Origin of the sequence: Corallococcus llansteffanensis (assembly GCF_003612055.1) — a bacterium.
Taxonomy (GTDB): domain Bacteria; phylum Myxococcota; class Myxococcia; order Myxococcales; family Myxococcaceae; genus Corallococcus; species Corallococcus llansteffanensis.
Genome location: NZ_RAWB01000336.1, coordinates 1 through 11,117, shown reverse-complemented (window position 1 = coordinate 11,117; position 11,117 = coordinate 1). Strand labels below are relative to the sequence as shown.

Annotated in this window: 9 protein-coding genes; 2 read left to right on the top strand and 7 right to left on the bottom strand. The window is 69.2% G+C overall.

Annotation, left to right across the window (positions count from 1 at the left end; translation table 11 throughout):
* Together D7V93_RS27060 and D7V93_RS27055 are read right to left on the bottom strand one after the other, a co-directional pair.
* Window positions 1–1,271, bottom strand: a 1,271-nt coding sequence (locus D7V93_RS27060; RefSeq protein WP_147451352.1) for a DmpA family aminopeptidase, incomplete at its 3' end; no start/stop codon positions are given.
* A gap of 45 nt (window positions 1,272–1,316) precedes the next feature.
* Window positions 1,317–2,000, bottom strand: coding sequence for a TetR/AcrR family transcriptional regulator (locus D7V93_RS27055; RefSeq protein WP_120646144.1), 684 nt, complete (start codon window positions 1,998–2,000; stop codon window positions 1,317–1,319).
* Window positions 2,001–2,170: 170 nt separating this feature from the next.
* Here D7V93_RS27055 and D7V93_RS27050 point away from each other — a divergent pair, with 170 nt between their 5' ends.
* Entirely contained in the window at window positions 2,171–3,598 is a 1,428-nt protein-coding gene (locus tag D7V93_RS27050; protein ID WP_120646143.1) for a carotenoid oxygenase family protein, read from the top strand.
* Window positions 3,599–3,608: 10 nt separating this feature from the next.
* Here the strand turns inward: D7V93_RS27050 and D7V93_RS27045 are convergent, their stop codons facing one another.
* Window positions 3,609–5,240 carry a CehA/McbA family metallohydrolase gene (locus D7V93_RS27045; protein ID WP_158623873.1) on the bottom strand — a complete coding sequence of 544 codons (1,632 nt, stop codon included), beginning with the start codon at window positions 5,238–5,240 and terminating at the stop codon, window positions 3,609–3,611.
* 111 nt (window positions 5,241–5,351) lie between these two features.
* On the opposite strand from D7V93_RS27045, the gene D7V93_RS27040 reads away from it, so the two are divergent.
* On the top strand, window positions 5,352–6,665 hold the full coding sequence (locus D7V93_RS27040; RefSeq protein WP_158623872.1) for a phospholipase D-like domain-containing protein: 1,314 nt from the start codon (window positions 5,352–5,354) through the stop codon (window positions 6,663–6,665).
* 65 nt (window positions 6,666–6,730) lie between these two features.
* On the opposite strand, the gene D7V93_RS27035 is transcribed toward D7V93_RS27040, so the two are convergent.
* From D7V93_RS27035 to hemB, 4 genes are all read right to left on the bottom strand, one after another.
* On the bottom strand, window positions 6,731–8,956 hold the full coding sequence (locus D7V93_RS27035; protein WP_120646140.1) for a D-alanine--D-alanine ligase family protein: 2,226 nt from the start codon (window positions 8,954–8,956) through the stop codon (window positions 6,731–6,733).
* A complete protein-coding gene (locus D7V93_RS27030; RefSeq protein ID WP_120646139.1) occupies window positions 8,941–9,558 on the bottom strand; it encodes an RDD family protein in 618 nt (205 codons plus the stop codon). Before D7V93_RS27030 ends, D7V93_RS27035 begins: the two co-directional genes overlap by 16 nt.
* 23 nt (window positions 9,559–9,581) lie before the next feature.
* Complete coding sequence (gene sglS, locus D7V93_RS27025; protein WP_120646138.1) at window positions 9,582–10,109, bottom strand: type IV pili motility protein SglS; 528 nt, start codon at window positions 10,107–10,109, stop codon at window positions 9,582–9,584.
* Window positions 10,110–10,185: 76 nt separating this feature from the next.
* Window positions 10,186–11,117: porphobilinogen synthase (hemB, locus tag D7V93_RS27020; RefSeq protein ID WP_244237530.1), on the bottom strand; the 932-nt coding region annotated here is incomplete at its 5' end.

Here is an 11,117-nt window from a genome sequence, read left to right as displayed (position 1 = left end):
GTCGGGAAGGGAATGCCTTCCGCGCCGCGCACCTTCGTGGGCAGGGCGGAGGATACCGTCACCTCCCCCTCCCGATCCTGGTCGCTGGGGCGCTCCTTGGAGGCCGGCACGCTCGTCTGGTGGGGGCGCTTCTTCACCGAGGCGAAGATGGGCCGGCAGGCATCCACGAAGCGGCGCACCTCGTCCAGGGGCAGCGCGGGCGAGTAGTTGTCGTTCACGCCCGTCATCGGCTCGGCCATGCACATGGCGTTGAGGATGGCCTCCTCGGTGGCCTCCATCACGGCCTCGTAGAGGGGGTCCAGACGCTGATCCAGGAGGATCTTCATCTTGTAGACCATCTTCTGCGTGCGCCGGGGGATGATGTTCGCGGTGGAGAAGCCCACGACGATCTCCCCGGAGCCGTGCGCCGCGTAGCTGCCCACGCGCCCGATGCCCAGGCCCACGCGCTTGCACAGGCGGTTGATCTGATGGCTCAGGAGGGGCGCGTCGGTGGCGACCACCGCGATGATGGAGCCGTAGGACTTGCCGCGGTGGGGGGTGTTCTTGAACTTCTCCACCAGCACCTCGCCCACCGGCAGGCCGCCCACGCGCAGGTTGTGCATCTTCCCGAAGTTGGACATGACGAGCACGCCCAGCGTGTAGCCGCCCAGCGCCTCCGGCAGCTTGCGCGACGACGTGCCGATGCCGCCCTTGAAGTCGCACGTCACCATGCCGGTGCCGCCGCCGACGTTGCCCTCGCGCACCGGGCCGCTGGCGGCGGTGTTGATGGCCTCGAGGACGTGCTCCTGGCGCACGTGGCGGCCGGAGATGTCGTTGAGCCACGAGTCGTCGCACTCGCCCACCACGGGGATGATGACGTCGTGCTCGTCGCCGATGCCCGGGTAGCGCTGCACGAGGTAGCGGGCCACGCCGTCGGACACCGCGCCCACCGCCATGGTGTTGGTGAGCAGGATGGGCGTTTCGATGAGGCCCCACTCCATGAGCTGCGTCATGCCGGAGACTTCGCCCGCGCCGTTGAGCACGAAGCCGCCGCCGCTCATGCGGTCCATGAAGATGTTGCCCAGGTTGGGCAGGATGGCGGTGACGCCCGTGCGCACCGGCCCGAAGCCGGGCCTCAGCGGCCCCTCGCCCTGGATGATGGTGGAGTGCCCCACGAGAACGCCTTCCACGTCCGTGATGGCGTTGAACTTCCCCGTCTTGAAGCGCCCCAGCGGAAGCCCCAGCTCCCGCGCCCGGACCCTCGGCCCCTTTTCTTCCGGTATCCGCACCATGGCGCCGACCGTACCCGACAATCTTCGACGGTCAACCCTGCTTCCCTACCGACTGTCGCTGTTTCCGCCGGGCTCAGGGCGCATGAGCCCCTCCATCAGGAGCCGCGTCTGCACGACGGCGAGCGCCTCCGCGGCCTCCACGCCCTGCACGGCCTCCTCCAACTGCCGGTCCACGAACAGCGAGGCGAGCCCATGCACCAGCGACCACGCGGTGAGCGTCAGGCGACGTGACTCCCCCGCGCGCAGCAGGCCCGCGGCCTGCCCGGCTTCGATGCAGTTCACCAGCAGGGTGAAGGCGTTGGCGCCCTCTTCCGCCGCGTCGGGCTTCGGGGGACGCGTGAAGTGCGGCCCGAACATCACCCGGAAGTGCGGCGGGTGGCGCACCGCGAAGAGCACGTAGGCCACGCCCGCGGCGGACAGCTGCTCCAGCGGCCCGGACACCCGCGCCATGCGCTCGCGCATCTCGTGCGCCATCGCGCGGAAGCCCTGCTGCGACACGGCCTCCAGCAGCGCTTCTTTATCCGCGAAGTGCCGGTAGGGCGCCGCGTGCGTGACGCCCGCCCGCCGGGCCACCTCGCGGAGCGTCAGCGCGCTGAAGCCCTCCTCGGTGATGAGCTCCACCGCCGCGTCCACCAGCGCCTGGCGCAGGTCGCCATGGTGATAGCGCGGCTTCTCTGGCGGCTTGTCCGCCGGCTTCTCCGCCTGTGCCCGCTTGCTACGAGTCGCCACCGTCCGAGCCTCCTCTGTGTCGCCTGGGTGACGTAACCATCCAGGGCACGAAGTTGCCAGCGTCAACATCCATGTTGACAGCGACAACATGTGATGTTTACAGTGTCTACACGCTAAAGGGACGCGGCAGCGCCCGTGCCCTCCGCATCGACCAGGAAAGGGTTTCCGCCATGACGACCGCGATGAAGCAGACGATGTCCTCCGCCGCCCCGGGCTGGCTCCGGGCCTTCCGCACGCTTCCCCGTCAGCACGGCTTCGAGCCGCTGCGGGTGGAGGGCCAGGTGCCCGAAGGCCTGCGGGGCTCGCTGTACCGGGTGGGGCCGTGGACGTTCGAGGTGCACGGCCGGCCGTACCAGCACTGGTTCGACGGGGACGGCGGCATGCTGGGCGTGCGCTTCGGGCCGGAGGGGGTGCGGGGCGCGGCGCGGCTCCTGGAGACGCCGAGCATGGTGGCGGAGCGGCAGGCGTCCGGGCAGCGTTACGGCGGCTACGGCACGCCCACGCCGCTGCTGCACAAGCTGCGCAACCAGCGGAAGAACTCGGCGAACACGTCGGTGATGGCGTGGAACGGCAAGCTCTACGCGCTGTTCGAGGCGAACGTGCCCGTGGAGGTGTCGCCGGAGGACCTGTCCTGCGTGGGCGAGTCGGACTTCGACGGCGTGGTGGTGGAGAGCTTCTCCGCGCACCCGCACCGCGTGCCGTCACGCAAGGCGTCCTACAACTACGGGGTCCAGTACGGCCGGGAGACGAAGGTGGAGCTGTACGAGCTGCCGGACGGTGGCGGGGCAAAGCGCCTGGGCTCCGTGAAGCTCCCCGGCGCGACGATGGTGCACGACTTCATCGCCACGGACCGCTACCTCGTCTTCTTCCTGCCGGCCCTGCGGCTCAACATCTTCCGCATGCTGCTGCGGCTGGGGTCCTTCTCGGAGAACCTCCACTTCCGGCCGGACGTGGGCTCGGAGGTGCTGGTGGTGCCCATCGACGACGTGGAGCACCCGGTGCGCATCCCCACGGAGGCGTTCTACCAGTGGCACTTCGCCAACGCGTTCGAGCAGGGCGACACGCTGGTGGTGGACTACGTGCACTACCCCGACTTCACGACGAACCAGTGGCTGGGGGAGCTGGTGCGCGGCCGCACCTCCACCGCCGCGAAGGGCATGTTGCACCGGGCGGTGGTGGACGTGAAGGCAGGCACCTTCCACACCGAGCGCCGCTCGGACGTGAGCTGCGAGTTCCCCCGCGTCGCCCCCGGAGTGGTGGGCCGCGCGCACGGGACGGTGTTCATGGGCGTGCACACCAGCGAGGAGGCGAAGTGGGGGCCGCACAACGGCGTCGCGCGCATCGAGGTGGCGACGGGCCGGCTGACGATGGCGGCGCTGGGCGCGGAGCAGTACCCCTCCGAGCCCGTCTTCGTCCCCCGCCCCGGCGGCAGCGCGGAGGACGACGGCTGGCTGCTCACCCAGGTCTACGACGTGAAGGCGGACGCGTCCCACATCGCGGTGCTGGACGCGCGCCGGCTGGAGGACGGGCCGGTGGCACGCTGCCACTTCGACCACGCCCTCCCGCCCACCTTCCACGGCGGCTTCGCGCCGGCTTGAGCGGACGGTCCTACCGCCCCGTCCACACGGGGGCGATCCACGCCATGGGCGCGGTGCTGCCCTCGTTGTAGACGCGCAGGAAGAAGTACCTGCTCGTCGTGTCGGTGAGGGACGGCGTCCAGGTGACGGAGGCCTGCGGCGTGGCGGGGGCGAAGGTCTGCACCACCACGCCGTTGTCCTTGAGGATTTCAATCCTGGAGATGCGGTCGCCCACGTCCGCGTCGCTCACCTGGATGTTGAAGTTGAACGTGGAGGGGCTCGCGAGCGTGGAGCCCATGATGGCGCCGTTCACCGTGTAGACGACGTGCAGGTTGGTATCCAACGCGGCGTAGGTGCGGCGCTGCTTCATCGCGTCCAGGAGCGCGGCCTTCGTGCGCGAGGGGGCGACGAGGAAGGTGCGCGCGGTGTGGCGCGTGATGCCCCAGAACCCGTGGTTGTCGTTGCCGCACACGGGGGACACCTTCCAGCCCTTCTGCAGCGCCGCCAGCCAGCCCTCGTAGTGGAGGTTGTCGTTGGAGTTGATGACCTCCAGCATCGTGAAGATGTCGGTGAGGGCGGCGTCCCGGTACCCGAAGCTGTTGTAGTTCGTCGGGCCCGGGTGGTTGAACGACGCCACCGTGTCCGGCTGCGTCTTGATCCACGCGTAGAGCTGCTGGAGGCCCACGCCGGACTCCAGCGCATCCAGGTACGCCGGGCTGTTGATGACGTTGATGTGCCCGGTGCCGTCCGGCCCGTTGTTCTCCGAGTGCTCGTAGCCCCAGAAGCCCACGTAGCCGCTGTCCGTCGCGTTCACGGCCTGCTGCTTCGTCGCCACCCACGCGGGCGTCGTCGGGCTCGTCGGGTCGAACGCCACCTCCTGCGAGTGGTCCGTGGTGACGTAGAAGTCGTAGCCCGCCGCCTTCGCCCGCGCGTGGTGCTCCGACGGGGGCCCGTTCGTGGTGGGGTCCCCGCTGGTCACCTGCTCGCCGTGCGACGACGTGTAGCTCGTGTGCGCATGCGTGTTGCCCGCGTAGACGAACCACGTCGTCGCCGTGTCGTAGCTCACCACCAGCGTGGGGCCGGGGCTGCCCTCGCGGGACGTGAAGTTCGTGTCACCGGAGAAGGTCGTGTCCAGGCCCACCGTGACGTTGCCATTGCCGGTGATGAGCGCGGACACGTCCCACACCGAGTCTTGCCCCGCCGTGTGGCTGGACACCGTGGACAGCGCGGCGCCCATGGGCAGCCGGGTGTTCCAGGTGATGGCCGTCTCGCTCCAGCCCGTGTCCGCCACCGCGTGCGCGGTGATGGGACGGCCCGTGGCGGTGGTGCCGGCGGGCACGCGCAGCTGCGCGGTGAGGTTCGTCGCGCCCGCGGGCAGGCCGGTGACGTTGAACTGGAGCACCACCTCCTTGCTGTAGTTGTTCTGCGCCGACACCTGGATGAGGCTCTGCGCGCCGAAGTTCGTGGTGGGCGCGAACTGCTTCACCATCGCGTCCTTCACCGGCGTGAAGCTCAGCGACGTCAGCGCCGCGAGCCGCGAGGGCTGCCCGCGGGAGGCCGGCTCGAAGCCCACCGACGCCGCCCGCGCACCCTGCGGCGCCAGCACCGCGCAGCCCATCAGCACCCACGACACCACCGAACCACGCTGAAACAATCCGCTCATTGAATTTTCCATATCCGCAAGAATGGGTTTCATCCCATCCATACCCCTGTTCTCCCTGCTTTCCACGCCATTTCGTATTAAATGGTGAGAATTGGAGAATGGAGGCAGGACATGAAACAGCAGCGACGCAGCGGACGTGCAGGGCTCCTGGCGGTGGTGGGACTCATGGTGTCGGCGGCGCTCGCGGGGTGTCAGCCCGCGGCGCAGACGGACCCGAACCTGGTGGGCGCGCAGGAGCAGGGCGCGACGAACGTGCCGGGGCTCTACGTCGTCTTCAACCAGCCGGACAACACGGGCACGCGGGACTACCGCATCAAGGATGAGGTGGTCCGGCTCATCGACAACAGCCCCAAGGGTTCCTACATCCGCATCGCGATGTTCCTGTGGACGACGGACCACCTGAACGCGGCCATCAAGGCGGCGCTGTGCCGGGGCGTCATCGTGCGGCTGGTGGTGGATGAGCAGAACGGCGGCGCGGCCTCCGAGTTCCTCTCCGGCGGCGTCATCCACGACATCAGCAGCCACGTGCCCCCGGCGGCGAGCTGCCCGGACGCGACGCGGCTGGAGCTGACCCGGTGCAACGGGACGGGCGCAGGCAGTGCGTGCATCGCGGGCTTTGATCGCTCCACGACCATCATGCACGACAAGATCTTCACCTTCAGCACGACGACGGATCCGCAGGGCAACCGCATCCAGCGCGTCGTGGTGCAGGGCTCCTGGAACAACACCTACTCCCAGAACAACTACTGGAACGACATGGTCGTCAGCTACGAGGACTGGGACTGGTACGACTACTGGGTCGGCTACCACAACGACCTGCGCGGTGGGACGAAGACGACGGACTACTACAACCCCACGACGGGCCAGGGGTACTACGACTCACCGAACGCGCCGTGGACCGCCTACTTCTTCCCGCGCGAGGGCAACGACAACGAGCTCAGCTCCGACACCGTGGCGAACAACTTCACGGACTACATCCGGACGGCCGTGGCGGGCTGCACGCTGGACGTGAACCAGAACCACTTCAATGACAGCCGCATCATCGTGGCCACGGAGCTGCTGCGCATCGCGAAGCTGGGCTGCAAGGTGCGCGTGCTCTACACGGACATGGAGGCCGGCGTCCGCGCGAAGCTCGGCGGCTCTTCGAACATCACCGTGCGCCAGCTCTACGACGTGTCCGCGAACAACGTGAAGACGAGCGACGGCACGCCCCGGGAGGTCCTCACCCACAGCAAGCACTTCGTCTACTCGGGGAACTTCAACGGGACGGTGCGGAAGATCGTCCTGACGGGCTCGCACAACCTGTCGAAGAACTCGCTGCGCTACAACGACGAGAACCTCGTGAAGTACTACTCGGACTCGCTGTGGCAGGCGTACCACGCCAACTTCGAGAAGGGCTGGGCGCAGGCCCTCAACGACGGCTAGGCGCAGGGCCCGGAAGGCAGGGGGCGTTTTTCCGCGTCCCCTGCCCTCTTGGGCCCGTCAGCGGCTCAGGACTTCAGCTCCGGGCGCACGGACTGCGGCTCCCCGGAGGCCGGGGTGCCATTCCCAGTCCCCAGCGCGGGCGCGGTGGTGGCGGCGGCGGCCGCGGCGTTCGCCTGCGCGGTCTGCTCCTCGATGCGCTGCACCACCTTGTTGAGCGGCGGCGGAGGGCCGGGCGGGTGCTCCGTCTGGGCCCGGCGCGCCTCGCGCTCCTTGTAGCGGCGGATGGCGGGCGCCATGATCTCACCGATGAGCGCGCGGTAGTCCATGCCGGCGCCCTGCGCGATGAGCACCAGGTCGCTCCAGCCGGGCGTGAGGCCGGGCAGCGGGTTGCACTCGATGAAGTAGATGCGCCCCTTGTCGTCCATGCGGAAGTCGATGCGCGCCACGTCGCGGCACCCCAGCGCCATGAACGAGTTGCGCGCCGCCGTGCGCAGCTTCTCCAGCAGCGCCGGTTCAATCTTCGCGGGCGCGTCGTAGCGGATGCGGTCCGTCCAATCCAGCTTGTGCTGGAAGCTGTAGACGGGGTTCTTCTCCGCCTTGTCCAGGAAGACGATCTCCATGGGCGGCAGCACGCGCGGACGCCGCTCGCCCAAGAGGCCCACCGTGAACTCGCGGCCGCCGATGTACTCTTCAATCAGCGCGGGCTGCTGGTACTTGCCGGCGATCTCCTTCACCACGTCGCGCAGCTCCGCTTCGCTGTAGCAGACGCTCTTGGTGACGACGCCCTTGGAGCTGCCCTCCGCCACCGGCTTCACGATGAGCGGGAACCCGGTGAACTCCTTGTTGAGCCGCTCCTTGCCCGTCACCATCAGCTGGAAGTTGGGCGTGAGGATGCCTGCCTGACGGACGATCTTCTTCGCCAGCGCCTTGTCCAGCGCCAGTGACAGCGTCGCCGGATCCGAGCCCGTGTACGGGATGTCCAGGAGCTCCAGCATCGCGGGCACCTGGCTCTCGCGGTTGCGGCCCTTGAAGCCCTCGGCGATGTTGAAGACGATGTCCAGCGGCGTGCTGGAGAGCACCGTGGGCAATTCCGCCGTGGCCTCCAGGTCGATGACCTCGTGGCCCCACGACGCGATGGCCTCGCGGATGGCCTGCAGCGTGTTGGGCGAGTCGTACTCCGCCTCGCTGTCCTCCACCGTCTCCGCCGTGGCGCTGGGCTTCACGCGCTTCACGTTGAAGCTGAAGCCCACGCGCAGCGGACCCGTCTTGCGCGCGGGCTTGCCCTGGCGGCGCGCGGAGTCGCGGATCTTGTAGCGCTTGGCCGCGCTCTGGATGATGGAGTTGATCACCCCGTCCAGGTGCAGCCCCTCCAGCTCCGCCGCGGAGTAGATGCCCGCGCCCGGCTCCAGGCTGGGCAGCGCGTTGATTTCGAGGAAGTACGGCACGCCCGCGTCGGAGAGGCGGAAGTCCAGGCGGCCGAGGTCGCGGCAGTCCAGCACCTGGAAGATCTTCTGCGCCATCTTGCGCACGTCCTCCGCCATCTTCGGGGGGATGTTCGCCGGCGCGCGCACGCTCACGGCCTTCTCGCGGCGCGTCTTCAGCTCGTAGTCGTAGATGGCGTACTTGCGGCCCGTCGCGGCCTCCGGGTCGATGACGTACTCCACCGGCGTGAGCACGCCGTCGTAGTCGTTGTCCACCGCGGCCAGGAACGGCACCGTGAGGTCGCGCCCGCTGATGTACTCCTCCACCAGCACGCCCGCCGGGTACTTCTCCAGCGCCCTGGCGACCTTCTCCCGCACGGCCTCCAGCGTCTCCGCGACGGAGTCCTGGGTGATGCCCTTGGAGGAGCCCTCGAAGTTGGGCTTCACGATGACGGGGAAGTGCAGGTTCTCCGCCGTCAGCTCACTGAGCTTCTCCACGTACTGCCAGCCCGGCGTGCGGATGCCGTGCTTGGAGAGGATGAGCTTGGTGAGCTGCTTGTCCAGCGTCAGCGCCAGCGCGTACGCGTCGGAGCCCGTGTACGCGAACCCCAGCTCGTCGAAGAGCGCCGGGTAGAACGCCTCGCGGAAGCGGCCCCGGCGGCCCTCGGCGGTGTTGAAGATGAGGTCGGGGCTGTAGGCCTCCAGGCGGGCCACGGTGCGCGACGCGGGGCCGCTCACCTCGAAGCGCTCCAGGCGGTGGCCCAGCCGCTCGATGGCGGCCGCGAGCGTGTTCACCGTCTCCTGCGTGTCGAACTCCGCTTCCTCCTCCGAGTCCGACAACCGCAGGTTGTAGGTCAGCGCGATGCGCATGGCTTGCCCCGTCTCCCTTTCCTGAATGGCTTGCCGCGGCGCACCTTCGCCGCGGTCATCAAACGGCCCGGGGCGCGCGCTGCCGCCACGGGCGTGCGGGCTGCAACCGTCGCGCCCGCCACAACCTTCCCGTCCACCACCTGCGTCTGCGCCCAGGTGTCGCCCAGCCGCAGGCCCAGCGGGTCGCGCAGCACGCGCCACGCCTCCACGCCGCCAATCACCACGAAGCCCGCCGCCGCGGCCACCAGGCCTTGCGGCGCGGGCATCATCCCCAGGAGCACCACGAGCGCGAGCGGCGCGTTGCGCAGCGTGCTGTCCCGGTGCCGCGCGGCCGACCGCGTGGGCAGGTGCATCACCTTCACGCCGAAGATGCGCTTGCCCACGCTCTGCCCCTGGAGCATCCCGTCCGCGAGCAGCAGGAACAGCAGCGCCACCACCGCGCCCGCCGCGCCGCACACCACGTACAGGCCCCAGGCCGTCAGACAGTCCACCACGCGCGCGCCCAGGCGCAGCAGCAGGGACGCCTTCGGGTACGGAGAGTCCGGCTCCGCGTCCTCCTGCACCAGCCGCAGCACGCGGCTGCCACCGCGGCCCGTGGACATCAGGCTGCGTTCGGGAGCGGCGCTCACGCTTCCGGCTCCAGCGTGAGGCCCTCTTCCGTGGGCTCCGGCTCATCCAACCCGGCGAGCCGCGCCAGCCGCTCGTGCGCGGACAGCGGGTGGACGAAGGGCACCACCGTCTGCGCGTGCTCCCCGGTCTGCTCGGCCGCGAGCCTCGCGGTGGGGCTGCCGACGTCCGACATCCGCAAGAGCCGCTCGCGCGCGTCCGACTCGTCGTGCTGCGCGGCTTCGCCTTCGCGGGTGAAGAACACGAACGCCATCGCCGGCCGCTTGGAGGACTCGCGCATCGCGAACTGCACGCCGTCCAGGTTCCAGCCCTTGCCCGTCCACTCGTTCAGGGTGCGCTCCAGCGCGCCCTCGTCCACCGTGGACAGCTCCACCACCTTGTATTGCAACGGCCCGGGCTCACGAACGACCGGGGTGTGGCCCCGGCCCGGTCGCTGGCCGGCCCGCGACCTCGGCTTCGGAGCGGGGGCCCGTCGGGGCGGAGGCTTCGCCGGCTTGCGTCCGGGGCGCTTCTTCTGGGTGGGCATCGTGTGGGGACCATTTGGGCGCAAGCGGCGGAGCCGATCAAGACCTCCGCCGCGACAGCGCGCCCCGCGTGTTGCCTTAGAGGAGTTTGGCGGCTTCCAGGGCGTGATACGTGATGACCAGGTCGGCGCCGGCGCGCTTGATGGACGTGAGGACCTCCATCATCACGCGCTCGTAGTCCACCCACCCGTTCTGGCCGGCGGCCTTGAGCATCGCGTACTCGCCGGAGACGTTGTACGCGGCGAGCGGCAGGTCGAAGCGCTCGCGCAGCGCGCGGATGACGTCCAGGTAGGAGAGCGCGGGCTTCACCATGATGAAGTCCGCCCCCTCCTCCACGTCCAGCTCCGTCTCGCGGAGGGCCTCGCGCACGTTGCCGGGGTCCATCTGGTAGCCGCGCCGGTCGCCGAACTGCGGCGTGCTCTGGGCGGCCTCGCGGAAGGGGCCGTAGAAGCCGGAGGCGTACTTGGCCGAGTACGCCATGATGGGCGTGTCGGACAGCTTCACCTCGTCCAGCGCCTTGCGGATGGCGCCGATGCGGCCGTCCATCATGTCCGACGGGGCGACGATGTCCGCGCCCGCCTGCGCGCACGTGACGGCCATCTGCGCGAGCAGTGGCAGCGTGGCGTCATTGACGACGTGCTGGCCGTCGAGCACGCCGCAGTGGCCGTGGTCGGTGTACTCGCACAGGCACACGTCCGCGATGACCTGGAGGTCCGGCACCGCCGCCTTGATCTCCCGGATGGCGCGCTGGACGATGCCGTCGCGCGCGTAGGCCTGCGTTCCTTCCGCGTCCTTGTGGTCCGGGATGCCGAAGAGGATGACGGACGGCACGCCCAGCGACTTCGCGAGCTTCGCCTCCTGCACGGCGTGCTCCACCGACAGGTTGAAGATGCCCGGCATGGAGGAGATGGGACGGCGCACGTCCCGGCCCTCGACGACGAAGAGCGGGTAGATGAAGTCCGTGGGCGAGAGACGCGTCTCTCTCACCATGTCACGGAGGGCCGCGGAGC

Excerpts from the sequence above, each read along its gene's own strand:
- D7V93_RS27050 (WP_120646143.1), top strand. The coding sequence starts at position 2,171 with ATGACGACCGCGATGAAGCAGACGATGTCCTCCGCCGCCCCGGGCTGG.
- D7V93_RS27045 (WP_158623873.1), bottom strand. The coding sequence starts at position 5,240 with ATGAGCGGATTGTTTCAGCGTGGTTCGGTGGTGTCGTGGGTGCTGATG.
- D7V93_RS27040 (WP_158623872.1), top strand. The coding sequence starts at position 5,352 with ATGAAACAGCAGCGACGCAGCGGACGTGCAGGGCTCCTGGCGGTGGTG.
- D7V93_RS27035 (WP_120646140.1), bottom strand. The coding sequence starts at position 8,956 with ATGCGCATCGCGCTGACCTACAACCTGCGGTTGTCGGACTCGGAGGAG.
- D7V93_RS27030 (WP_120646139.1), bottom strand. The coding sequence starts at position 9,558 with ATGTCCACGGGCCGCGGTGGCAGCCGCGTGCTGCGGCTGGTGCAGGAG.
- sglS (WP_120646138.1), bottom strand. The coding sequence starts at position 10,109 with ATGCCCACCCAGAAGAAGCGCCCCGGACGCAAGCCGGCGAAGCCTCCG.